The 22925-nt window shown below is 67.3% G+C and carries 24 protein-coding genes; 15 read left to right on the top strand and 9 right to left on the bottom strand.

Features of this window, described 5'->3' with window-relative positions:
- Positions 1–27 precede the first annotated feature (27 nt).
- From N802_RS13775 to N802_RS13760, 4 genes are all read right to left on the bottom strand, one after another.
- Entirely contained in the window at positions 28–1287 is a 1260-nt protein-coding gene (locus N802_RS13775) for an MFS transporter (protein ID WP_035917356.1), read from the bottom strand.
- A gap of 117 nt (positions 1288–1404) precedes the next feature.
- Entirely contained in the window at positions 1405–2028 is a 624-nt protein-coding gene (locus tag N802_RS13770) for a TetR/AcrR family transcriptional regulator (protein WP_035917354.1), read from the bottom strand.
- A 173-nt stretch (positions 2029–2201) separates the two neighbouring features.
- Complete coding sequence (locus N802_RS13765; RefSeq protein ID WP_211254425.1) at positions 2202–3413, bottom strand: amino acid deaminase/aldolase; 1212 nt, start codon at positions 3411–3413, stop codon at positions 2202–2204.
- Positions 3414–3418: 5 nt separating this feature from the next.
- The gene (locus N802_RS13760; RefSeq protein ID WP_035917351.1) at positions 3419–4762 is read right to left on the bottom strand and encodes a D-arabinono-1,4-lactone oxidase; all 1344 of its coding nucleotides are present in this window, start codon (positions 4760–4762) and stop codon (positions 3419–3421) included.
- Positions 4763–4840: 78 nt separating this feature from the next.
- Between N802_RS13760 and N802_RS13755 the strand changes: the two genes are divergently transcribed.
- The 14 genes from N802_RS13755 (at position 4841) to N802_RS13685 (ending at position 18362) form a co-directional block, all read left to right on the top strand.
- Complete coding sequence (locus tag N802_RS13755; RefSeq protein WP_035917483.1) at positions 4841–5416, top strand: GNAT family N-acetyltransferase; 576 nt, start codon at positions 4841–4843, stop codon at positions 5414–5416.
- Positions 5417–5780: 364 nt separating this feature from the next.
- On the top strand, positions 5781–6803 hold the full coding sequence (locus N802_RS13750; protein WP_035917349.1) for a TRAP transporter substrate-binding protein: 1023 nt from the start codon (positions 5781–5783) through the stop codon (positions 6801–6803).
- A gap of 52 nt (positions 6804–6855) precedes the next feature.
- Positions 6856–7848 (top strand): LacI family DNA-binding transcriptional regulator, encoded by a 993-nt coding sequence (locus N802_RS13745; RefSeq protein WP_035917346.1) that lies wholly within the window; start codon positions 6856–6858, stop codon positions 7846–7848.
- 47 nt (positions 7849–7895) lie between these two features.
- Positions 7896–8474, top strand: coding sequence for a TRAP transporter small permease (locus N802_RS13740; protein WP_052109951.1), 579 nt, complete (start codon positions 7896–7898; stop codon positions 8472–8474).
- 7 nt (positions 8475–8481) lie between these two features.
- Positions 8482–9798 (top strand): TRAP transporter large permease, encoded by a 1317-nt coding sequence (locus N802_RS13735; protein ID WP_035917343.1) that lies wholly within the window; start codon positions 8482–8484, stop codon positions 9796–9798.
- Positions 9799–9923: 125 nt separating this feature from the next.
- On the top strand, positions 9924–10193 hold the full coding sequence (locus N802_RS13730) for a type II toxin-antitoxin system VapB family antitoxin (RefSeq protein WP_169743437.1): 270 nt from the start codon (positions 9924–9926) through the stop codon (positions 10191–10193).
- 233 nt (positions 10194–10426) lie between these two features.
- A complete protein-coding gene (locus tag N802_RS13720) occupies positions 10427–12073 on the top strand; it encodes an Eco57I restriction-modification methylase domain-containing protein (protein ID WP_052109950.1) in 1647 nt (548 codons plus the stop codon).
- 19 nt (positions 12074–12092) lie between these two features.
- Positions 12093–12806 carry a PaeR7I family type II restriction endonuclease gene (locus tag N802_RS13715; protein ID WP_211254419.1) on the top strand — a complete coding sequence of 238 codons (714 nt, stop codon included), beginning with the start codon at positions 12093–12095 and terminating at the stop codon, positions 12804–12806.
- A 192-nt stretch (positions 12807–12998) separates the two neighbouring features.
- On the top strand, positions 12999–13814 hold the full coding sequence (locus N802_RS13710; RefSeq protein ID WP_035917334.1) for an ABC transporter ATP-binding protein: 816 nt from the start codon (positions 12999–13001) through the stop codon (positions 13812–13814).
- Positions 13815–13823: 9 nt separating this feature from the next.
- Entirely contained in the window at positions 13824–14585 is a 762-nt protein-coding gene (locus N802_RS13705; protein WP_035917330.1) for an ABC transporter permease, read from the top strand.
- A 56-nt stretch (positions 14586–14641) separates the two neighbouring features.
- Positions 14642–14992 (top strand): DUF1048 domain-containing protein, encoded by a 351-nt coding sequence (locus N802_RS13700; protein WP_035917327.1) that lies wholly within the window; start codon positions 14642–14644, stop codon positions 14990–14992.
- A 4-nt stretch (positions 14993–14996) separates the two neighbouring features.
- The gene (locus N802_RS13695; RefSeq protein ID WP_035917325.1) at positions 14997–15821 is read left to right on the top strand and encodes a MerR family transcriptional regulator; all 825 of its coding nucleotides are present in this window, start codon (positions 14997–14999) and stop codon (positions 15819–15821) included.
- Between the two features lie 170 nt (positions 15822–15991).
- Positions 15992–17302: an Nramp family divalent metal transporter gene (locus tag N802_RS13690; protein WP_245613945.1), complete on the top strand. Its 1311-nt coding sequence runs from the start codon at positions 15992–15994 to the stop codon at positions 17300–17302.
- 16 nt (positions 17303–17318) lie between these two features.
- A complete protein-coding gene (locus N802_RS13685; protein ID WP_035917318.1) occupies positions 17319–18362 on the top strand; it encodes a zinc-binding dehydrogenase in 1044 nt (347 codons plus the stop codon).
- On the opposite strand, the gene N802_RS13680 is transcribed toward N802_RS13685, so the two are convergent.
- Positions 18343–19449, bottom strand: a complete 1107-nt coding sequence (locus tag N802_RS13680; RefSeq protein WP_035917315.1) for a hypothetical protein — start codon at positions 19447–19449, stop codon at positions 18343–18345. The genes N802_RS13685 and N802_RS13680 overlap by 20 nt on opposite strands.
- A gap of 115 nt (positions 19450–19564) precedes the next feature.
- Here N802_RS13680 and N802_RS13675 point away from each other — a divergent pair, with 115 nt between their 5' ends.
- Positions 19565–20428 carry a GNAT family N-acetyltransferase gene (locus tag N802_RS13675; protein WP_035917312.1) on the top strand — a complete coding sequence of 288 codons (864 nt, stop codon included), beginning with the start codon at positions 19565–19567 and terminating at the stop codon, positions 20426–20428.
- 40 nt (positions 20429–20468) lie between these two features.
- Here the strand turns inward: N802_RS13675 and N802_RS13670 are convergent, their stop codons facing one another.
- The 4 genes from N802_RS13670 to N802_RS13655 all read right to left on the bottom strand — a co-directional run bounded on the left by N802_RS13670 (position 20469) and on the right by N802_RS13655 (position 22900).
- A complete protein-coding gene (locus tag N802_RS13670) occupies positions 20469–20786 on the bottom strand; it encodes a YnfA family protein (protein ID WP_035917477.1) in 318 nt (105 codons plus the stop codon).
- Positions 20787–20864: 78 nt separating this feature from the next.
- Positions 20865–21188: a hypothetical protein gene (locus tag N802_RS13665; protein WP_035917475.1), complete on the bottom strand. Its 324-nt coding sequence runs from the start codon at positions 21186–21188 to the stop codon at positions 20865–20867.
- 53 nt (positions 21189–21241) lie between these two features.
- On the bottom strand, positions 21242–21544 hold the full coding sequence (locus N802_RS13660) for a DUF1905 domain-containing protein (protein WP_245613944.1): 303 nt from the start codon (positions 21542–21544) through the stop codon (positions 21242–21244).
- A 33-nt stretch (positions 21545–21577) separates the two neighbouring features.
- A complete protein-coding gene (locus N802_RS13655; RefSeq protein ID WP_035917471.1) occupies positions 21578–22900 on the bottom strand; it encodes an AAA family ATPase in 1323 nt (440 codons plus the stop codon).
- Positions 22901–22925: the final 25 nt, after the last annotated feature.

Genomic DNA, 22925 nt, shown 5'->3' with positions numbered 1-22925 from the left:
TGCGGACGTCTCGAGTGAGGACGGCGGTCAGGGAACGTTGCGGACCTTCCAGACCACGATGCCGCCGATGGTCGTGAGAGCCGCGGCGACGGCATACAGGCCGGGATAGCCACCGGCCTGGGTGACGAGCACGGCGGCGATGGCGGGGGCGGCGGTGTTGGGGATGTGCACGGCGAGGTTGACGATGCCGATGTGGGCGGCTCGGTCCTCGGCGGACGGCAGGACGTGGTTGATGAGGGCCTGGTCGATCGCCTGGAAGACGCCCCAGCTCAGGCCGAGCAGCGCGGCCGCGCCGATGACGACGGTGAACGACGTCGCGAATGCCATGACGAGGCAGGCGACGGCCACCCCGAAGGAACTCAGCGATACGAAGACCCGACGCTTGCCGCTGCGGTCACTCGCCCGACCCGACCACACGGCGGTGAGGATGACGAACACCGCATAGACCGCAGACAGGATGAGGACGCCGGTCTCCGGGTCGGGGTGCTGGACCCGGTCGCGGAGGAAATAGAGCAGGTAGAACAGCGCGATCGCCTGGGTCATCGTCACGAGCAGGCGGGCGATGAAGACCCACCAGAAGTCGGGCGCTTCGCGGAACGACGGGAGGTTGAACCCGACCCGTCCCAGCCCGGTCGGCTTCACCCCCGATTCCGTATGCCGTGACTCGACCTTCGGGACCGCCTCGCCTTCGGGTTCGCGGTAGGTCGCCACGAAGGGGACGAGGAAGAGGAGCATGAACAGGGCCGTGGCGAGGTAGGCCCCGCGGACCGGCAGCAGCGCGCCGAGGGCCGCGCCGACGACGACTGCCGCGGTGTAGGTGAGGCCCATGACCCCGGAGATGAGACCGTACTGCTGGTGCGGCACGCGGTCCGGCGGGATCGTCTGGACGCTGGTCTGAGAGGTCGCGAGCGCGATCTGGAAGACGACCCACGCACCGAAGAGGACGGCATACGAGCCCGTGATTCCGGCGACCACGAGCATGGCCGAAGCGACCACGGTGCCGCCGACGATCCAAGGACGCCGACGTCCGAAGGAGCTGCGGGTCCGATCGGAGAAGCGACCGGCGAGCGGACCGGCGATGACCGCCGCGAGGCCACCGACGCCCATGAGCCAAGCGAGCATCCGCTCCTTGTCGTCGGGGTACATCGCGAGCACCTGGACGGCGAGGAGGATCTGGGCGGGGGTGGCCCACGAGATGTGCTGGCCGAAATACATCAGGCCGAAGCGCGCGATCCAGCCCGTGGTGACGGGGGCGCGCTCGGTCGTGGGGGCCACGGAGGTGCTCACCGGTGAGCTCCTTTGCTTGTGCTGCTCGTTCAGGTCAAGTGACCTAGTCGCGGGTGACGCTAACACTCGCGACCCTGCCATGGCGAGGAGTTCTCGGGGACGGGTTGCGACGTTCCGTCAGCTGGACGCGACCGGCACGAGCACGGCGTTGAGCTGCTGCGCGACGGCGTCGAGCACGGCCACGGACGACTCGCTGTCGCGACGCACCAGCCAGTCGAGGGTGAGCCCGTCGAACGTCACGGCGAGCAGTCTTGCGACCGTCGCCACCGGCCAGGTCGACGTGAGCCCCACGTTCTCGAACACCATGACGTAGGCCTGCGCGTAGAGCTCGTACTGACGTTGCGCCACGTGCGCGAACTCTGGGTCACGCAGGCAGAACTGGGTCACTTCGTAGGTCAGCAGGTGCTCTTCGGGGTTGGCCGTGACGTGGTCCCAGTAGGCGTGCATGGCCAAGCGGACGACGTCGAGCCGCTCCTTCTTGTCCATGGTGGCGCCGTTGGAGGGCATGGCCTGAGCCAGAGATTCCTCGGCGAGCGTCACGGTCTTGCCGACGATCGTCGTGACGACGGACTCGAGCAACTCCTGCTTGGAGTCGAAGCAGTAGTGGAAGACGCTCAGGGACGTCCCGGCCTCGCTGGCGATGGCGCGGGTCGTGGCTTTGCGGACGCCGTCGCGGGTCATGACGGCGATGGCCGCCTCAACGAGTTGCTGCCGACGCTCGGCGATCGGCATCCGTGGCATGGCCGCGACTTTACCCGCGCCGCGCACTGTCCCGAACTCACCCAATTGGACGGTTGGGGACAAACCCTGAACAAGCCGGACGTATGCCGTCCGCTCACGTCCCGTCCCGAACTCACCCAATTGGGTGAGTTCGGTACGCAACCGTCCAATTGGGTGAGTTCGGTACGCGGCGCTCAGAGGAAGGTTTGGGCCTCGCCGCGGTAGGTGGGGACGGTGTCGACGACTAGGTCGCCCCGCACGAGATGGAGGGCGTCGACGTGCTCGGAGAGTTCGCCGGCCTTGGCATGCCGCAACCACACGAGGTCGCCGACCCGGAGGTCGCGTACGCCGGGCCCCGTGACGGGTGTCTGGACCTCACCAGCACCTTCGGCTCCGAGCAGGGACAGACCCTCGGGCCACACGGGGGTGGGCAGCCGGTCGGCACCGCTCGGCCCGGATGCGATCCAGCCGCCACCCAGGAGCGTGGCGTGATCCGGCGAAGGACGGCGAACCACGGGCAGCGCGAAGAATGACGCTGGACTGGGCTGGAAGTGCCGGTAGGTGTCGAAGAGCGCGGGCGCGAGCAGGCCCGAACCGGCCGCGAGTTCCGTGACCGACGCGTCGGAAGAGGTGAACTCGAGACTCCCGGTGCCACCGCCGTTGACGAACTCGAGGTCTGCCACCCCCCGCACGGCCAGCACCATGGCACCTCGTTGCTCCCGCAGTGAGCGCTCGGAGAGGGCCTGCACCGCTCGCACCGCGAACCGTCGCAGCCCGGGAGCGTCGTCCCCCAGCCCGGCGATCTGACCCTCGTAGGACATCAGGCCAACCAGTCGGAACCGGGGGCGGCCACGCACGGCCAAGGCCATCCGGCGGGCGTCGTCGGCAGTGTGGAGCGGGGACCGGCGCGGGCCGAGGTGGACTCGCCCGGAGGCGAGGCGGAGCGAGGCGTCGAGGTCGAGACACACGCGCACCTTCGGACCTCGCCCGACCCCGCCGACGACCGACTCGATGAAGTCGAGCTGCTCCACGCCGTCGACCATGAGCGTGATCCGGGCTGCCAGATCCTCGTCAGAAGCCAGCGCCCGCAGCGCTTCTCGGTTCACGCTCGGATAGCCGACGACCACGTCGTCGACCTCACGGGCGAGCCAGAGCGCCTCGGGCAGCGTGAAGGCCAGGACCCCATGCCAGCCCGGGCGCCCCAGGACGTCGCGCATCAACGACCGGCAGCGCACGGACTTGCTCGCGAGGCGGATCCGCTTGCCACCAGCACGTCGCTCCAGATCCGCGGCGTTGGCCTCGAACGCGTCTAGGTCGACCACGGCATACGGGGCATCGAGGTGAGCCGTCGCGGCGGCCAACTCCTCGAAGCGACCCCTCTCGAGCGGCAACGCCCGTGCTTCCATGACGGTCACTGGCCGACCTCCCCGAGGACACGATCGAGGTACGGATTCGCAAAGACGCCGAGGGGATCCACGTCCTCGCGCACGGCGAGGAAGTCGCCAAAGCGTGGCACTCGCTCGGCGAAATCCACGTGGGTCAGCCGGTGCATCTTGCCCCAGTGCGGACGCCCCCCTGCGGCGCCCAGCACGTCCTCACAGACCCGGAACCACCGCTCGTGCGACATCCGGTGGTACTGGTGGAAGGCGACATAGGCGACGTCGCGTTCATACGCCGGCGACAGCCAGATGTCGTCCGCCTTGACGAACCGGACCTCGAACGGGAAGGCGATCGGCTCGTCGTGGGTGTCGACCCAACTCCGCAATTCGCGAAGGACGTCGGGGAGCGCAGCCCGCGGGACGGCATACTCCCCCTCCACGAAGCGGACGTCGCGATCCGACGCAAAGACGCTCGGCGCCAACTCCGTGAACTCGCGCGCACTCACCGCAGCGGTGACCAGGCAGGTGATGGCCGGGACGGTGCGAGGCAGAAGCGCGCCGACCCGCAACAGGGCGTCGTAGCCGATGTTGGTGACGACGCGGTCGTCCAGCCAACGGCTCACGCTCGATCTCGGTCGCAGTGGCGTGTCCCCGGGGACCCGCTTGAAGCGGCGGGTCAGTGCCGTCGTCGTGTGCGGGAACCAGAAGAACTCGAAGTGGTCGTTGGCCTCCACGAGTTCATCGACCCAGTCCAACGTCTCGTCGAGTGGGAGCTTCGCGTCGACAGCTTCGAGCGCATAGAGCGGCACGCACTGGAGCGTCACCTTGGTGACGACCCCGAGCGCGCCGAGGGAGATCCGGGCGGCGGCGAAGAGGTCCGGGTTCTCCGACTCGGAGCAGGTGACGATCGACCCGTCGGCCAACACCATCTCCAGCGCCCGCACCTGGGTGGAGATGCTGCCGAAGAGTCGGCTGCTCCCGTGCGTGCCCGTGGAGATCGCGCCGGCGATCGTCTGCCGATCGATGTCGCCGAGGATCTCCATCGCGAGGCCGAGTTGGGCCAGGCGTGGGTTGAGTTGATGCAGTGGCATGCCCGCCTCGACGGTGACCAGCCCGGCCTCCACGTCGGCGTCGACGATCCCCGCCATCCCCTCCGGGCGGACCTGCACGCCGGGTGCGACTGCTGCCCCGGTGAACGAGTGGCCCGAGCCGACTGCCTTGACGGGCAGTCCGTCCCGAACGGCGGCGCGGATCGCGTCGGAGAGTTCCTCGGGCGAGTGGGGTGTCACCACCCGACGGGGCGTGACCCGTTCGGTGCCTGCCCAGTTGCGCCAGCCGTCGCGTGCCTCGCCTGGCCTCGTTGCCACCGTCGTCATGGCGGCAAGGATTCCTTCACGGAGCGAACAGGTCAAGTGACCTACACGAGTGGCCCGAACCATGGGACCGTGGATCCCATGGAGCGCGACTTCACGACGCGGTTGCTGACGGCGGAGACGTGGCCCGACTTTGCCACTCTCGTCGAGGCGAACAACGGTGTGTGGGGCGGCTGCTGGTGCATCGGCTTCCACCCCGAAGGCTTCCAGTCACCGCCGAGCGCCGAGACCAACCGGGCCAACAAGGAGGCCCACGCGCGAGCGGGGACCGTGCACCAGGTGCTCGTCTACGACGGTGACCAGTGCGTGGGCTGGGGCCAGTTCGGCAGCCCTGCTGAGTTGCCGAACCACAAGAACCAGAAGGCCTACGAACGCGAACTGACGACACCGCCCGACTGGCGGATCGGGTGCATTTTCACCGGGAGCAAGCACCGCCGTCACGGAGTGGCGCGTGCCGCCGTCGCAGGCGTGTTGGAGGAGATTCGCACCGCTGGCGGCGGCGTCGTCGAGGCCTATCCGGAGCAGGTGGAGGACCGACCGCCGCAACGAGGGGCCTACCTCCACACCGGCCCCGAGAACCTCTTCGAGGAGTTCGGGTTCGAGCGCGACCGCAAGATCGCGAAATGGCGCTGGGTCATGCGCCTCTCGCTGACCTGACATGGACGGCTGGGGCACCTTTCGCGTGCCCAACCGTCCAATTGGGTGAGTTCGGCACACGCCCGGCGAGCCGACGGCATACCGGATCGATTGGTCCGCGTGCCCAACCGTCCAATTGGGTGAGCTCGGTACGCAGGGTGAGCGGACGCGCATACGGAGGGATCCTTCGTATGCCGTCCGCTCACCGATGCGAGTGACGTCACCTGGCGCGGTCCGCGACAACAAATGGCAACAGATTGCAGTCCTTTCGCAGCGGTTGCGGTAATGAGCGAGGCGGCCCGAACAACCGGGTCCGAGCAGCTCTGGCACCGGGATCGGCCGGGCCGGATAAGTCCACAAAGGTCGTGGGCACGAGAGGAACACCATGCGAATCACCACCCCTGTGCGGCTCGGAGCTGTTGCCCTTGCCGCTTCGTTGACACTTGTTGCCTGCGGCAGCGGCGACGACGGCGACGCTGCCGGCGGCGGCGAGACCAAGACCCTGCGCCTTGCCCTCAACCAGACCGAACAGCACCCCTCCTTCGTCGCGCTGGACAACTTCGGCAAGCGACTCGAGGAGGCCACGGACGGACGCCTCGGCATTCAGGTCTACCCGAACGCCACCCTCGGCGCGCAGCAGGAAGCCCTGCAGCTCGTGAGCGACGGCACCGTCGACCTCGCGATCGTCTCCGGCACCCAGTTGGAGAACCTCAACAAGGACTTCTCCGTCTTCAACCTCCCCCTGGTCTTCGACTCCATCGAGAGCCAGATGAAGACCATCCACGACCCCGCCGTGGTCGGCGACCTCTACTCCTCCCTCGAGGCCAACAACAAGGTCACGGTTGTGGGCGGGTTCACCCAGGGCACGCGCAACGTCTACTCCAAGAAGGGTCCGGTCAACACCCCGGCCGACCTCTCTGGCCAGAAGATCCGGGTCCAGGAGAGCGAGCTCCACACCTCGATGATCTCGGCGATGGGAGCCTCCGCAACGCCGATGGAGTTCGGTGAGGTCTACACCGCCCTCCAGTCCGGCGTCCTCGACGGCGCGGAGAACAACGAGGTCTCCTACGTGACCCAGAAGCACTACGAGGTCGCGAAGTTCTACTCGCGCACCAACCACCTCGTCGGACTCGACTTCCTCATCGTCAACAGCGACCTCCTCAAGGGCTTCTCGGCCGAGGACAAGGCCGCCTTCGACAAGGAGTGGGCAGCTGCCTACGCCGAGCACACCGACCTCTGGGCCAAGGACACGGAGAAGTCGATCGCCACGGCCGAGGCCGCTGGCGCGAAGTTCAACGAGGTCGACGCGGCAGCCTTCGAGGCCGTGCTCAAGCCGCTCACCGACAAGTTCCTCACCTCGGACGCGCAGCGCAAGATCTACGACGCCGCCCAGTCCGCCGGCAGCTGACGCCGCCAGGTCACCCACCACCCCACCGACAACAACAGACACCGGCCCGGCCATGAGTACGCCCCCGACGATCTATGACGTTGCCCGCGCTGCAGGCGTGGCACCGTCGACGGTCTCGCGAGCCTTCTCCCGGCCGGGCCGGGTCAACGCCGAGACGGCACAACGCATCCGCGAGGTCGCCACCGAACTCGGCTACCGGTCCAGGACTCGCACCACCGGACTCCCCCCCACCGGAACACGCATCCTCGGCCTCGTCGTCCAGGACATCACGAACCCCTTCTATGCCGAGATCATCCGCGGCGCCGAGTCGGCCGCAGCGGAGGCGGGATTCACCCTCCTGCTCTCCGATGCCGAGGAGTCCCAACGCCTCGAGCGCGAGGCGATCGAACGAGCCATGCCCGCCGTGCAGGGCCTCATCCTCACCAGCACGCGGATGCCCGAAGCCGCGATCCGTGTGCTGTCGAAGCAGCGCCCGATCGTCGTTCTCAACCGCGCCGTCCCCGACGTGCACTGCATCGTCACCGACACCTCCCGAGGGGTGCGCCGGGCGGCCGAGCACCTCAGGGAGCTGGGCCACGAATCGGTCACCTACGTGGCGGGTCCGAGCGAGTCCTGGGCGGACGGCATACGGTGGTCCGAGCTGGTCGCGGCGGCCGCCGAACTGGGCCTGCGCGCACGACGCGTCGGGCCTTTCGCACCCACACTCGAGGGCGGAGCGTATGCCGCACAGGAGCTCGCCGCCGACGGTGACACTGCCGCTCTCTGCTACAACGACCTCGTCGCCGTGGGCGTGATCCGCGGCCTCCAGCGCCTCGGACGTTCCGTGCCCGAGGACGTGAGCGTCATCGGCTTCGACAACACCCTCATCGCCGACCTCTCCTGGCCGTCCCTCACCACGGTCTCCGCACCCCTGCGGCTCATGGGCAGCGCTGCGGTGCAGACCCTGCTGACTCCCCGCGAGGACTGGTCGCCCGCTGGTCAGCCGACCGTGCTGCCCACTCGACTCGTGCAACGAGCCTCCACCGGCCTCCGCCGACGGCCCTGACGGCCCTCACAGCGACACCCCACACCTCTCCAACGAAGGACGAACCCGTGGACAGCAACGACGCAAGCCCACCCGACACAGCGCGGGGCGGGGCGCTCACGACCCTGGCCGCGATCCTCAACGCCCCGAGGCGGGTCATCGACAAGATCCTTGCCGTCCTGTGCGTCGTGATCTTCACGGCGCTCGTCCTCATCGTCGGCTGGCAGGTGTTCTCCCGCCAGGTGCTCCCGACCCCGGCGACCTGGACCGAGGAGTCGGCGCGCTACGTCTTCGTCGTGCTCGCGATGCTCGGCAGTGCACTGGTCTTCTCGGAGCGCGGCCATATCGCCGTGGAACTGCTGGCGGAACGCCTTCCCGGCGTCGCACAGAAGGTCCTCGCGGTGGTCGTCGAGCTCACGGTGGTCTTCTTCGCCGCATTCGTCCTCATCTATGGCGGGATGCGTGCTGCGAGCAACGCCTGGGGCCAGAACATCCCCACCATGCCGGTGAGCGTTGGCCAGATCTACGCCGTGCTGCCGGTCGCCGGGGTCCTCATCGCGTACTTCGCGATCTGCCATCTCGTCAGCGTCCTCGCCGGCACTGAGGCGGCTGTGCCCGAGCTCGACGAATCCGCACAGGGGATCTGAGGCCACCATGGACAACGTCGCACTCGCCACCACGGTCCTGCTCGTCGGCATCGCGCTGCTCCTCATGCTCGGCGTCCCGGTCGCCGTCTCGATGGCGGTGCCGTCCGCGATCGCCATCGCGATCCTCCTCGGCACGCAGGGTGCAGCGCTCACCTCGGCCCAGCGCCTCTTCGCTGCCAACAACTCGTTCGCCCTGCTGGCGATCCCGTCCTTCATCCTCGCCGGAGGGCTGATGAACACCGGAGGGATAGCGACGAGACTCATCGACCTAGCTCTCGTCATCTCGGGCCGGCTGCCCGCCTCGCTCGCGCAGACCACGGTCGTCGCCAACGCCATGTTCGGCGCTGTGTCTGGCGCCTCAGTCGCCTCGGCCGCGGCCGTGGGCACGGTGCTGTCACCGCGGATGAAGAAGGAGGGCTACGACCCCTCGTGGGCCGCTGCGGTCAACGCCGTCGCCTCCCCTGCTGGCATGCTCATCCCGCCGAGCAACACGTTCATCGTCTACTCGCTCGTCTCCGGCACCTCGATCGCCGCCCTGTTCATGGCCGGTGTCGGGCCGGGACTGCTCTGGGCGCTCATCTGTGTCGTGGTCGTCGCGCTCTATGCCCGGAAGCACCCGGAGCTGCGCTCGACCGGGCGCCCGACGGCCCGGCAGGCACTCACCGTTCTCCTCAAGGCGATCCCGGCGCTGTTCATGATCGTCGTCGTGATCGGCGGCATCCTCGCCGGCTTCTTCACCGCGACGGAGTCGGCCGTGATCGCGGTGTTCTATGCGCTCATCCTCGGGCTCCTCCAGCGCACGTTGAGCGTGAAGGACCTGCCGAAGATCCTGCTCGAGGCGACGAAGACGACGTCCATCGTCATGCTGCTCGTCGGTGTCTCCGGGATCCTCGCCTGGGTGCTTTCGTTCGCTCGCATCCCCGAGGCCGTGGCCGAGTCGCTCCTCGGGCTCACCGACAACGTCGTCATCGTCCTGATCATCATCATGATCGTGCTGCTCCTCGCGGGCACGGTCATGGACCCGACGCCAGCCATCCTGATCTTCACGCCGATCTTCCTGCCGGCGGTGACGGCCATGGGGGTCAACCCGATCCACTTCGGCGCGATGATGGTGTTCAACATGTGCCTCGGCAACATCTCGCCACCGATCGGCAACAACCTGTTCGTGGCGGCGAGGGTGGCCGGTGTCCGGATCGAACCGTTGATGCGCAAGGTCATGCCGTTCTTCTGGGCGCTCTGCATCGGGCTGCTCATCGTGACCTTCCTGCCCGCCCTGTCGACGTGGCTGCCGACGCAGATGGGTCTCATGGCTCCCGGCCCCTGACGGGAGCGATCCGCGTGAGGTGGGCGGACGGCATACCGACAAGCATTTTTCCGTATGCCGTCCGCTCGCCTTCCCGTGGACCGCGAGGGTGGATCGGCTGTCCGTTGAGACGCAAGATGGGTTCCATGGGTCTGCACATCAGCAACGAACGGGTCCAGGCTCTCGCCCGTGAGGCAGCGCGGCTCACCGGCCAGAGCCAGACCAAAGCCATCGGGGATGCACTGGAGCTGCTGCTGCGCGAGCGTGGTCACGACACCGGTGGGGCACGCGCCCGCAGCAAGATCGCCCTCGTCGCGGAGCTCGCCAGCGAATACCGGGCCGACGCAGGCGACCGGACGCGCACGATCCTGGCCGTCGAGGACCTCTGCGACGACGCGACCGGGCTGCCCCGCTGATCGTCGACTCGTCCGCGTTGATGGCGACCATCAAAGGCGAGGCGGACGCCGAGCGTATTCTCCGGGCCGCCCCAGCCATGTCGGATGTCTGTGGCGACTCGGCTCGATACGGTGTCCTTCGTGGCGGACTCGTCCCGCGGCACGTGGGCGAGCTTCTGCACCGGATCCTCGTCGAGGCCCAGCCCCGAAGTCGATGTGGTGCCCGTGTCGGTGGTGGCCGGTAGTTTTGGCTGATGGCTACTCGATCTGCGACCGACCCTTCCCAAATTCATGGCGAGGTCTTCACGCGGCGCTGGGTTGTGGATCTGATGCTCGATCTGGCCGGTTACACGGACAAAGTCGATCTCTCGCAGCTCGTCGTCGTCGAGCCCTCTGTCGGATCAGGTGCCTTTCTCGGTCCGCTCGTTGAGAGGCTTGCGGGCCAATTTGGTCAGCGGCCAGAGCCGAACTGGTCATCACTATCGACCGCAGTTCGAGGGTTCGAGCTGCAGGAACAACATGTCGAGACGTCACGCCAGGTCGTCCTGACAGAGTTGACCGCGGCCGGATGTCCGAACGAAATCGCTCGGCGGCTCGCCGAGATGTGGGTCAGGCACGGCGACTTCCTCCTAACCGACCACGGCGATCTCAAGGCTGATCTCGTGATAGGGAATCCCCCCTATATCCGCATCGAGAACCTTGACCCCCGGTTGCTCGCGGCCTACAGATCAGCGGCCCCGACCATGGGCGGCCGAGCAGACATCTTTGTCGGCTTCTACGAACACGGTCTAGACATGCTCAAGCCGGGTGGCCGTCTCGCCTTCATCTGCGCCGACCGCTGGATGCGTAACTCATATGGAAAAGCATTGCGCCGCAAGGTTGTCGATCGCTTCTCGGTTGACGACGTGATTGTGATGCATGACGCAGACGCCTTCGAAGCGGACGTATCGGCGTATCCCGCGATCACAGTTCTGTCGAACCGCGGGCAGGGTGAGGTCATTTCGGCGGTCGCAACTGCATCGTTCGATGGTGCGGCGGCAGGAGAACTCGCCTCTTGGCGCAGAGGCAAGGACGTGCGACTCACAACGCCTGCTGTTCGGGCCGCCCGGATGCCCTCGTGGTACGAGACCGAGGGGGTGTGGCCCGACGGCTCACCAGAGACCCTGGCCTGGCTGGAGCGCATTCAGGAGACGCTCCCGCCGCTGGAGTGTGCCGAGGACGGGACGAAACTTGGCATCGGGATCGCAACCGGAAACGACAAGGTCTATGTCCGAAAGGCCCCCCCACCGGATGTTGAACCAGACCGGCTCCTACCAATGGTCACTTCGGCCGACATCAAGTCCGGCACCTTCCAGTGGACAGGTCACCACTTGGTCAATCCATGGACCCCGACCGGACCAGTCGAGCTCGGCGATTTCCCGAAACTCGCGGGGTACTACGAGGACTCGATGGAGGCCCTGAAGAGTCGCAGCGTCGCCAAGCGGTCGGGCCCGCGCTGGTACCGCACGATCGACCGAGTCAACGACGGTCTGCTCGACCGGGACCTACTTGTCATGGAAGACATGAAGGCAACGGCGCATCCGGTCCGCGTCCCGGCGGGTTACTACCCGCACCACAATCTGTATTGGATTGTTTCGGACGCGTGGGACCTTGACGCACTCGGAGGCCTCTTGCTCTCGGAGGTCGTGGAGCGTCAGGTCGCCGCATACTGCGTCAAGATGCGAGGGGGCACTCTGCGCTTCCAAGCCACAGTCCTGCGTCAGGTTCGTGCCCCCCGACCCCATGACCTGGACCAACAGATCCTCGATGGCTTGGCGGAGGCATTTAGGACTCGCGACCGGGCCGCCGCGACGGCTTGGGCGCTTCAGGCTTTCGGAATGGACGCGCTCCCACCGGGCTGAGCCGCTAGGGTCCCTCATCATGGACGCGTACCTGATCTCGGACGAAGACCAGGTACGCATCTTGGACGCAATCGACTTCTGGATTAGATCCAAGGGCGATCAACTTGACGCCACCCAAGCGAGCGGACGAGCGCAAGGCGGCAACCGCGGGGCGGTGACCGGCGGAAGGCACCTCGCCGGCGTGAACCAACTTATCGTTGATGAGTTGGATCGCCTTGGGCTCCATGACCTCGACCTTAAGTTCGACCGCGGGGCGGTCCTTCCCGGCTTCTACCGGTCGACGAAAGCTTGGGATCTCCTCGCGATCTGGCGAGGAGAACCGGTCTTGGCCGTGGAATACAAGTCCATGACAGGCAGCGAAGGCCGCAACATGAACAACCGGGCTGACGAGGCCTTCGGTATCGCCGAGGATCTCTCTCAGGCTCGGAGCCGCGGGCTCGTCAATCCTGATCTGAGGACGGCTTACATCTTTCTTATGGAGGAGACGTCGGCGACCACACGGCCCGTGCGTCTCGAGCGCGCCGCCGGCCATATTGATCCCGTGTTCTCGGGCCTGACCTACATGGATCGGATGGCGATCATGTGTCACCGCGTCCGTGAAACAGGCCTCTATGACCTCACGTGGGCGGTCGGAGTCCGTCGCGAGCCGCTCGACTTCTTCGAGCCGGACCCGTCGGTTGGCTGGGCTGAGTTCAAGGCCGGATTGGCTCGGGCGGCCGGCAACTGGCGATAGGTCCCGGACGCCACACCACTCAATGATGGTACGGAATCCGTGGCGACGAACCGAGCGCGGCCTCGGCCATGACTAGCCTCAGCCGATATCCAACGGCTACGGCTGAGGTCCGCGAGCGACGTCAGCCCCTTGAGCCCCTTGGGAAATTTCGGGCTTGACCCTGACGCAGGGTCAACGTTGGACGCTGGCCGCATGCACACGAAACCAGCCATCCAGATCGCCGGGCTCACGAAGTCCTACGGCGAGCAGTCGGTCCTCCGAGGCGTCGACCTCACGGTCGCCCGGGGCAGCATCCACGCCCTGCTCGGCTCCAACGGCGCCGGCAAGACGACGACGATCCGCATCCTCTCCACCCTGCTGACGGCAGACGGGGGGACCGCCCAGATCGACGGGCACGACGTCGCGACCTCGCCGGCAGAGGTGCGGGGAGCGATCAGCCTCACGGGTCAGTTCGCGGCCGTCGACGAGATCCTCACCGGACGCGAGAACCTCATCCTCGTCGCGCAGCTGAGGCGCCTGGCCGACCCAGGTCAGATCGCCGATGACCTGCTCGCCCGCTTCGACCTCACCGACGCCGCCGGCAAGCGTGTCGCCGCCTACTCCGGTGGCATGCGCCGCCGGCTCGATATCGCCATGAGCCTCATCGGGGAGCCGCCCGTCCTCTTCCTCGACGAGCCGACCACCGGCCTCGACCCGCAGTCGCGCATCGAGGTGTGGAAGACGATCAAGGAGCTCGCCGGGCGCGGCATGACGATCCTGCTCACGACGCAGTACCTCGACGAGGCCGAGCAACTTGCCGACCGCATCTCGATCCTCCACGAGGGCTCGATCATCGCCGACGGCACGCTCGCCGAACTCAAGGCGCTCTTCCCGCCGGCCGAGGTCACCTATGTCGAGAAGCAGCCCAGCCTCGAGGACATCTTCCTGGCGATCATCGGCCACACCAGCCCCAGCACCATCCGGCCCACCGCCACGACCACCACGACCACGACTGCCCAGAAGGCCTGAGGACTCACCATGACCACCCACGTCATCAGCAACTCCACCGTCCTGTTCTCCCGCTCGCTGCGACACATCCTGCGCAGCCCCGACACGATCATCACGACGGCAGTCACGCCGATCGCGATGCTCCTCCTCTTCACCTACGTCCTCGGCGGCGCGATCGACGTCGGCGGCGGGTCCTACGTGAACTACCTGCTCCCGGGGATCCTCCTCATCACCATCGCGTCGGGCATCGCCTACACGGCGTTCCGCCTCTTCACGGACGTCTCGACCGGACTGTTCGAGCGGTTCCAGTCGATGCCCATCGCCCGGTCGTCACTGCTGTGGGGTCACGTGCTCACCTCGGTCGTGGCCAATCTCGTCTCGCTGGCCCTGGTCATCGGGGTGGCATTGATCATGGGATTCCGTTCCGGCGCAGGCGTTCTCGCGTGGTTGGCAGTCCTCGGGCTGCTCGTCCTCTTCACGCTGGCCCTGACCTGGCTTGCCGTGATCCCTGGTCTGACTGCCAAGTCGGTCGACGGCGTGAGCGGGTTCTCCTATCCACTGATCTTCCTGCCGTTCATCAGCTCGGCCTTCGTGCCCACGGCCGGTATGCCGGGTCCGGTCCGTTGGTTCGCGGAGCACCAGCCGGTCACGCCGATCGTCAACACCCTGCGCAACCTCCTGGCCGAGCAGCCGGTGGGCAACGACGGATGGATCGCCGTGGCCTGGAGCGTCGGCCTGCTCGTCGTGGCCTACGCCCTGGCGATGCGCACCTACCGCAGCAAGATCGCCTGACTCGCGTCACGGCATACGAATCCATCGGAACTGAAGCGAAAGAGAAGGAGAGAACGATGCGCAACATCCTCACGAAGGTCATCGGCGACAAGAAGGCCTGGAAGGCCATGCAGGAGAGGGCAGCTGCGCTCCCCCGCGACTACCGCGTCGTGTGGGACGAGGTGACGTCCTACTCGTTCCGACTCAGTGCGGGCGACGGCATGCAGACCGTTGCCGCCCTCGACGAGATCCTGTCACTCTTCGAAACAGGTGCAGCACAAGGCAAATCGGCCCTCGACGTCACCGGGCCCGACGTGGCAGCGTTCTGCGACGAGCGACTCGCCGGCACGGCGTCGTGGCTGGACGACCTGCCGGGCACATGGCGCGACACCCTCAATCGCGCGGTCGCCGCGAAACTCGCAGAATAGGGCCATGCTCACCATCAGCCAGCTCGCGGCCTACGCGGGGGTGACGGTCCGAGCGGTCCGCCACTACCACGCCAAAGGGCTTCTCCCGGAGCCCGATCGGGACCACTCCGGCTACCGGCGCTACGACGCCTCAGCCGTCGTGGACCTGGTGAGGATCCGCACCCTGGCCGATGCGGGCGTCCCGCTGTCCCGGGTCGCAGAGCTCCTCGAGGCGGATGACGAGGAGTTCACGGCGGCGGTCGAGGAGATCGACCGCCGCCTCCGGGCCGAGATCCGTGAACGCCAGCAGCACCGCAGCCGGATCGCGCTGCTGGCTGCCGGCGACAGCCTCGCGCTCCCGCCCGAAGCCGTGTCCTATCTCGAACGGATGCGAGAGTTCGGCTTCAACGAGCGCCTCATCGAGATCGAGCGGGACAGCTGGATCCTCCTCGCGGCCCGGATGCCTGAGGAGGTGCCGACCCTCATGGCCCTCAAGCATGCGCAACTCGAGAACGAAGGGCTACGAACCCTCTACCTCGATGTCGGCGAGATGGTCGACATCGAGCCGGACGACCCGCGCCTGCCTGCGATGGCCGACCGGGTCGCAGCGTTCATCGAGGGCGCGGCCGAGGTCGCCGGCGCCGAGGAGCTCGATGCCGACTTCCCACCCGTGAGTTCCGACCTCATCGAGCTGCTCGACACGGTGTTCATCGAGGCGGTCCCCAGCGCGCCCCGCCTGCTCCGCCTGCTCGAGGAGCGCGGCTGGACTGGTTGGACCGACATCCGCCGCATCGACCCGGCTGAACCACGCGGCTCGGCACGGGTTGTCGGAGGGATGCCACGCCGCTAGCGTCAGAGGGGTCCCGCAACGTCGCGAGGGATGCAGGGTCAGTTCGTCGTTCGTCACCACCGACAAGGACCGCCATCGCCGCAACCGGATCCGAACCCACGCTGGACACCGCAGACATCGTCGATCCCTATGCACTGGATCCGCGGGACGTCCAGGATCCACCCACGACAATGCGGGGCCGCCTGAAGTTCCTCGGCCCCGGGATGATCACCTCCGCGGCCGTCGTCGGGTCCGGCGAGTTGCTGACTGCGACGACGTTGGGCGCCCGGGTCGGGTTCATCCTTCTCTGGCTGGTCCTCGTCTCCACGTTCCTCAAGGTGTGGGTGCAGATCGAGCTCGGCCGCTGGGCGATCTCGACCGGCAAGGTCGCGGTGACGGGCTACAACGAGGTCCCACCCAAGATCGCCGGCCGTGGCTGGATGGCCTGGCTCGTCTTGCTCATGTTCGTCCAGTTCCTCACCAGCCAGGCGGGAGTCATCAGCGCGTCGGCCTTCGCCTTCTCGTCGCTGATGCCCTTCGGCGACGATCCCTACTCCGTGCAGTCGATCGGCATCTGGGTCGCGATCCTCGTCGCGATCGCCATCGCCATCCACCTCGCCAACCGCTACACGATCGTCGAGGGAGTGTCGACGATCCTGGTCGTGCTCGTCACGGCATTCGCGGTGACCGTCGTGTTCCTCATCCAGGGCACGGAGTTCAGCTGGAACCTCGCTGACGTGAGCGACGGGATGCGGTTCCAGATCGCAGCAGGCTCCATGGGAGTGGCCCTGTCCATGTTCGGCCTGACGGGTGTCGGTGCCGGTGAGGTCACGGCCTACACCTACTGGTGCGTGGAGAAGGGGTATGCCGCGTGGGCCGGTGAGAACGACGGAACCGAGGCGTGGGCCGAGCGAGCGCGAGGCTGGGTCTCGGTCATGAAGCTCGATGCCTGGGTCGCGTGGGTCATCTACACGATCTCGACCATGGCGTTCTACATCCTCGGCGCCGCGGTCCTGCACCCGCAGGGACTCGTCCCCGAGGGTGACGAGGTCATGAGGACGATCTCGAGCATCTTCGACTCCGCGGTCGGCAGATGGGGCGGGATCATCTTCCTCATCGGCGCCGGCATCGGCCTCTTCAAGACGATCATCGCCAACGTTCCGAGCCTGGGTCGGCAGGTGGCCAACACGCTCGCAGTGTTCGGGGCCTTCGACTGGAGTGATCGCGCCCAGCGCGACCGCTGGATGCGGATCATCATGATCGTCCTGCCCATCGTCTGGGGCGTGTTCGGGACGGTGATCTCCTCACCGTTGGCCCTGGTCATCCTCGCCGGCATCCTCAACGCGGTCTTCCTCATGGGGGTGGCGATCTCGACCGTCTACCTGTCGCGCAACCAGACTGATCCTGCGGTCCGGGACGGCAGGGCGTTCGAGGTCATGCTCTGGGTTTCGGCAGCGTCCATCGTCGCCGTCGGCCTCGTCGGTCTGTACAACCTCTTCTAAGGGCTGGGGCACAGACATGAAGGCAGTGGTCGTCCACGGCGCCAACGACCTGCGGGTCGACGAGGTCCCGGACCCCGCCGACGCGCAGGACACCGTCATCGTCGCGATGCAGTGGGGAGGGATCTGCGGCTCGGACGTCGCCTACTGGAAGAGCGGAGTGTCCGGCACCGCAGTCCTCAAGGAGCCTCTGGTGCTCGGGCACGAGGTGTCAGGGGTGGTCGAGACAATCGGGTCTGGGGCTGCCGCCGAGATGGCTCGGCTCGGGATCGAGGTCGGCACACCGGTGACGGTCCACCCGGCGACGCTGGTCGGCGATCACAGCGTCGCGCCGGAGCTGGCCGCCCGCACCAACCTGTGGCCCGAGGTCCGCTACTTCGGTTCGGCCGCGTTCCAGCCGCATGAGCAGGGTGGTTTCAGCCAGTTCCGCGCGGTCCGCCCGGACCAGCTCCGCGTCCTTCCCGGGGGTGTCTCGACGAAGGAGGCCGCGGTCGCCGAGCCATTCGGTGTCGCGCTGCATGCCGTCGCACGGGCTGGCGACATCTCCGGCCGCAGCGTTCTCGTCAACGGTTCCGGACCCATCGGCGCGCTCGCCGTGGCCGCTGCGAGGGAGGCCGGCGCCTCCCGCGTCGTGGCCGCCGACCTCTCGGACGCCGCGCTCGACATCGCCCGACGGATGGGGGCGCACGAGACGGTGAACCCGGGCTCGGGAGAGCTGCTTCCGCAGGACATCGACGTCGCCATCGAGGCCTCCGGGGCCCCACGCGCCCTCGGTGGCGTGTTCGCCGCGGTTCGCCGTGGCGGGGTCGTGGTCCAGGTGGGAAACCTGCCGGCCGGTGAGGTCTCCGCGGCACTCGGCAACGTCGTCACCCGCGAGATCGACTACCGGGGCGCCTATCGCTTCGTCGACGAGATCTCGACCGCTCTCGACCTCATGGCCGGTCGCGTCGACGTCAGCCCGCTCATGACGCACGAGGTCTCGATCGACGAGGCGGTGCGTGGCTTCGAGCTCGCCGCCGATCGCTCGGTGGGCTCGTCGAAGGTCATGATCCAGCTCGCCTGACAGCAGTGTCCGGGGGGTCTTCGTGGTCGCGCACGGCGTGGACGGGCCAGTAGCGGTCGTGGAGCGTCGTGATGAGGCTGAGCAGCAGGATGAAGAACAGGGTGGCGGGCTGGTTGGAGTCGCCACCACCCCGGCCGAGGAGCCACCCTCCGACGATGACGAGGCTGACGTTGATGAGCACCCTCGTCCCGAACGCCGCGAAGGCTCCCTCCACCGAACGCCCTGCCCGTGCGAACGCCAGGGTCATGGCCGCGTTCGCCAGAACGACCGCCGCGATGCCGATGAAGAGTTGCGTACCGGTCGTCCGCAGCCCCGGAAGCACCTGGCCGAAGATCACGCTGATCAGGCCGACGAGCAGCACCTTCTCCAGCGTCGGGATCGACCACACCCGGGCGTACTTGGCCGTCCACAAGGCTCGCTCGCTCGCCTCGTCCACGGACTCGGGCAGCGGGTCCGCGACCACTCGCCACGGCCACGCCACCGGACCGAGACGCGGGACGAGAAGCCGCCACACGGCATACAGGATCACCGAGACGACCACGAGCAAAAGGGGACCGAGCCAGGCGTGCGCGGCCAGTTCGTCAGTCATGTCTCGCTGCGCGATGTGAATCCAATACTCCTGAGGGAGTTTCACCAAGATCCAGATCCCGGCGGCGATCGCGAGCCAGGCACTCCTCGACAAGCGCGTCGGGTCCCAGCGGAGGCGGATGAGCTCGTAGGCGATGAAGAAGTACTCGAACGTGTTGGGGAAGATCAGGAGCAGCGCACGCTCCTGGCTGAACTCGAACGCGACCACCCCCACGAGGCGATAGAAGTAGAGCGCGCGCCCGATCGCGAACGCCGCCATCGACGTCCAGTTGCGCAACATCGCGAGATAGGCGATCGCGAGATAGAAGACGTCCATCGCCTTGTCGTAGCCCTGATAGCCGGGCGGGTCGTAGCCCATCGTCTGGAAGATCGTCTGGTCGACGCCGTCGAGGATGAGGGCCGCGATGATCGCCGGGAGCGGGAAGCGGAAGATGAACAGCGGCACCAAGAAGCGCGCGGCGATCACGGCGACGAAGACGCTCACTTCTAGGGTGGTCACCTGCCGATCTTCCCCCTTTTGCCGACGTCTTAGCCGGTATGCCGTCCGCCCACGTTCTCGTGTCGGTCAAGTATTCGTTCGACAGCGCTGCTCGCCCTGTTGTGGGATTGCAGCCATGACGACGACTCGCGGAACTCCGACGGTGGACGAGCTTGACGACGTCGTGATGACCCTCCGGGAGTGGCAGGACAACACTGCGCCGATGCAACTGCACCCGGGCGACATCGGCTGGTTCTGGCGGTTCGGAGCGGAGGCCACTGCGGCTGCCGTTCGTACGTGGAGCCGGGACGGCGACCTTGTCGCGATCGGGCTGCTCGACGGTGACGACCTGTTGCGGTTGGCGTTCCATCCGCAGGCAGAGGCCGACATGCGTCTCGCTGCGCAGGTGGTGGCTGACATCGCCGATCCGTCCGCAGGCGTGCTGCCCGACGGCGAGGTGTGCGTCGAGACGCCGGTGGGAGCAGCCGTGCACGACCTCCTCGGTGAGCGCGGCTGGGCCGAGGATGAGCCGTGGACTGTCCTTCGTCGTGACCTGGCCGAGCCGGTCGAGGCGCCCGACCTGCGAATCGAAGTCGTCGGACCGGAGCGTGCGGACGTGTGGGCCGCCGTTCAGCGTTCGGCCTTCGACAACCCTGCCGCCGTCGACGAGCGGTGGTTCGCGATGGCGGCCGGAATTGCGCATGCCGACGCTCGCTCGCTCGTGGCCCACGACGAGGAGGACCGCACCGTCGCTGCGGTGACGGTGTGGTCGGCCGGTGAGGGTCGACCCGGGATCATCGAACCCATGGGCGTCCACGCCGACCATCGAGGCCGCGGTCATGGAGCGGCGATCTGTGTCGCGGCCGCGGCCGCGCTGCGCGAGTTGGGGTCGTCGAGTGCATTGGTCGCGACGCCGACCAGCAACGTCGGAGCCGTCGCGACCTATGGGGCCGCAGGATTCGCCGCGATCCACGAGAGGTGGGACCGAGTCCGCCGGTGAGTTCGCGGATCGCTGGCGCTCCCGGGCGCCCCTCGAGGCGTCAGCTGGCGCGCGGCGAATACATGATCACGGCGACCCCCGCGAGACACAGCAAAGCGCCCGCGACGTCGTAGCGGTCGGGGCGGAATCCGTCCATCGCCATCCCCCAGGCGAGCGATCCTGCGACGAAGACCCCTCCGTATGCCGCGAGGATCCTTCCGAAGTGCGCTTCCGGTTGCAGGGTGGCCACGAAGCCGTAGAGACCGAGCGCGATGACTCCCGCTCCGATCCAGAGCCAGCCGCGATGTTCGCGCACGCCCTGCCAGACGAGCCACGCGCCCCCGATCTCGGCCAGGGCTGCTGCCACGAACAGAACCATCGACTTGAGGGCATCCACCCGGTCATCGTGTCAGGGTGCGGCCCCTGAGGCTGCGTCCGTGTCGGTTCAGGCTTGGGCTCAGGCGGACAGCATGTGGGCCCGGGCGGCGAGATCGTCGAGGATCGCGTGGTGCTCCGGCGGGACCGAGATGTCGAGCGTCAACTTCTCGTCGGTTCCCGTCACGGTGAAGGTGAAGAACGAGCAGCAGTAGGACTCACGCTCGGCGAGATCGCGCACTCGGTCCACCAGGCCCTCGGTGCCGGAGAGTTGCAGTCGCACGTCCTCGCCACTGAACTCGACCTGGTGCACGTGGCTGGCGAAAAGCTCGTCGAATTCCGCCACGCGCAGGGGTCGCTCCGGGCTCGGGAGCGTGCAGGCGTCAGTCGAGAGCAGCGAATCCATCCGGACACCGTAGGCGAACATCGTTGAATCCGCGCGTTGAAGAACCTGCCGTTTCAGCCCTGACGCCCCACCCAGAGCGTGACACCGATCACATCGTCCACCTCGACGCCGGTGGCGCGCCGCACGGCGTCCTTGACCGGCAGAAGGTAGGCGCCGTCCTTGGGGAAGAGCGCGGTGCTGAAGTCGGTCTCCCCGATGCGGACACGCACGGGCACCTGCCCCCAGTACTCCAAGCCCTTGGCGGCGTCCTTGATGTCGTCGCTCTCGGGGGCCGGGATCGCGACGAAGTAGTAGGGCGCCGGGCCACGCCACTCCACCATTGGGCCGGTGAACTCGATCGGGTCACCCATGTCCATGCCACGCATTGTCGTCGCACCTCCTGCGGTCGCTCATCGGCGGGACCCCCAGTTCCAGGCAGGGGTGGTGAGCAGGCCCTGCCCTTCGACGAACGTCTCGCCGAGATCCTTGACCAGCGTGATTCGCCGCGCGGACGAGCCCAGCCCCACCTGAGGATCGTCCTCGTCGGCGTCGTCATCGCCTTCGCCGAGGCCGAGCTCACGGGCCAGGGCCTCGGAGTGGGACACGACCATCACCTGGCTCCGCTCCGCCGCCGTGCGGATGAGTCGCGCCAGAGGCGGGAGGAGGTCGGGGTGAAGCGACGTCTCCGGCTCGTTGAGGACCATGAGGGGCGGCGGGTCGACGGTGAGCAGGGCAGCCACGAGGCAGAGATAGCGAAGCGTGCCGTCGGAGAGTTCGGCAGCGGCGAGTGGGCGGAGCATCCCCGGCTGGTGGAGGTGCACGTCGAACCGGCCGTCGCTGACCGGGATGTCGAGGGTCGCACCCTGGAACGCGTCGGCGATCGCGGCGTCGAGCCCGGACCTCCCGTTCTCCCGGATCGTCTGCAGCGCGGCCGCCAGATCGGCGCCGTCATCGGCGAGGACGGGAGTGCGAGTGCCGACGTGAGCCTGACGGGCAGGGGCCGCAGCGTCCGCGCGGAACCCGTCGTAGAACCGCCACCCCTGAATGAGCCTGCGCACCTGCAACAGCTCGGGAGCACGATCGGGGTCGGCCAGCTCGGTGAGCATCGACTCCCACGGTCGCAACGACGTCGTCAACGGCGTCCAGCCCCGAGTCCGACCGGGCGTCGGCTCGACCGGTTCGGGATCGGATTCCCAGCCGGCGTCACGACCCGAATACCAGTCGTCCTCGGTTCCGGGCCGGCCACGGGCGCCCCCGCGCACCTCGACAGTGCCCCAACGGCGACGCACGAGAACCGCATTCGGACGCATCACCGGTCCGGCCCAGACGATCTCACGCTTGATCTCCGGGTCGCGCAGGAACGCCGAGCCACTGTTGTCCGACGCCGGGCCCTGCACGGGCAGCCCCAGATCGACGAGATAGCCGAGTTCCTCGGTCGCGAACCCCAGCCGAAGACTGACGGGAGACTTCCGGACAGTCCCCTGAACGGCATACCCATGTGTCCGGGCACCGGAAAGCGAGACCGGGCCGGCCCACAGCGCGGACTGGAGGCCACCTTCGCGAGCCAGGGTCCCGATGACGTCGCCGCGGCCACAGCCGGCGAGGAGTCGCAGGCTGCGATAGAGGCTCGACTTGCCGGACCCGTTGGCGCCCGTGACCACGTCGAGGCCGCGCAGCGGCACGACGACGTCGCGCAAGGATCGGTATCCCGAGATCGCGACGGTCGTGAGCACGAACGAGACCGTATGCCGTGGTGCC

Origin of the sequence: Knoellia sinensis KCTC 19936 (assembly GCF_000768705.1) — a bacterium.
GTDB classification, from domain to species: Bacteria; Actinomycetota; Actinomycetes; order Actinomycetales; family Dermatophilaceae; genus Knoellia; species Knoellia sinensis.
This window is presented reverse-complemented; position numbering and strand designations above follow the sequence as displayed.

Excerpts from the sequence above, each read along its gene's own strand:
- N802_RS13770 (WP_035917354.1), bottom strand. The coding sequence starts at position 2,028 with ATGCCACGGATGCCGATCGCCGAGCGTCGGCAGCAACTCGTTGAGGCG.
- N802_RS13765 (WP_211254425.1), bottom strand. The coding sequence starts at position 3,413 with ATGGAAGCACGGGCGTTGCCGCTCGAGAGGGGTCGCTTCGAGGAGTTG.
- N802_RS13760 (WP_035917351.1), bottom strand. The coding sequence starts at position 4,762 with ATGACGACGGTGGCAACGAGGCCAGGCGAGGCACGCGACGGCTGGCGC.
- N802_RS13755 (WP_035917483.1), top strand. The coding sequence starts at position 4,841 with ATGGAGCGCGACTTCACGACGCGGTTGCTGACGGCGGAGACGTGGCCC.
- N802_RS13750 (WP_035917349.1), top strand. The coding sequence starts at position 5,781 with ATGCGAATCACCACCCCTGTGCGGCTCGGAGCTGTTGCCCTTGCCGCT.
- N802_RS13745 (WP_035917346.1), top strand. The coding sequence starts at position 6,856 with ATGAGTACGCCCCCGACGATCTATGACGTTGCCCGCGCTGCAGGCGTG.
- N802_RS13735 (WP_035917343.1), top strand. The coding sequence starts at position 8,482 with ATGGACAACGTCGCACTCGCCACCACGGTCCTGCTCGTCGGCATCGCG.
- N802_RS13730 (WP_169743437.1), top strand. The coding sequence starts at position 9,924 with ATGGGTCTGCACATCAGCAACGAACGGGTCCAGGCTCTCGCCCGTGAG.
- N802_RS13720 (WP_052109950.1), top strand. The coding sequence starts at position 10,427 with ATGGCTACTCGATCTGCGACCGACCCTTCCCAAATTCATGGCGAGGTC.
- N802_RS13715 (WP_211254419.1), top strand. The coding sequence starts at position 12,093 with ATGGACGCGTACCTGATCTCGGACGAAGACCAGGTACGCATCTTGGAC.
- N802_RS13710 (WP_035917334.1), top strand. The coding sequence starts at position 12,999 with ATGCACACGAAACCAGCCATCCAGATCGCCGGGCTCACGAAGTCCTAC.
- N802_RS13705 (WP_035917330.1), top strand. The coding sequence starts at position 13,824 with ATGACCACCCACGTCATCAGCAACTCCACCGTCCTGTTCTCCCGCTCG.
- N802_RS13700 (WP_035917327.1), top strand. The coding sequence starts at position 14,642 with ATGCGCAACATCCTCACGAAGGTCATCGGCGACAAGAAGGCCTGGAAG.
- N802_RS13695 (WP_035917325.1), top strand. The coding sequence starts at position 14,997 with ATGCTCACCATCAGCCAGCTCGCGGCCTACGCGGGGGTGACGGTCCGA.
- N802_RS13690 (WP_245613945.1), top strand. The coding sequence starts at position 15,992 with ATGCGGGGCCGCCTGAAGTTCCTCGGCCCCGGGATGATCACCTCCGCG.
- N802_RS13685 (WP_035917318.1), top strand. The coding sequence starts at position 17,319 with ATGAAGGCAGTGGTCGTCCACGGCGCCAACGACCTGCGGGTCGACGAG.
- N802_RS13675 (WP_035917312.1), top strand. The coding sequence starts at position 19,565 with ATGACGACGACTCGCGGAACTCCGACGGTGGACGAGCTTGACGACGTC.
- N802_RS13670 (WP_035917477.1), bottom strand. The coding sequence starts at position 20,786 with ATGGTTCTGTTCGTGGCAGCAGCCCTGGCCGAGATCGGGGGCGCGTGG.
- N802_RS13665 (WP_035917475.1), bottom strand. The coding sequence starts at position 21,188 with ATGGATTCGCTGCTCTCGACTGACGCCTGCACGCTCCCGAGCCCGGAG.
- N802_RS13660 (WP_245613944.1), bottom strand. The coding sequence starts at position 21,544 with ATGGACATGGGTGACCCGATCGAGTTCACCGGCCCAATGGTGGAGTGG.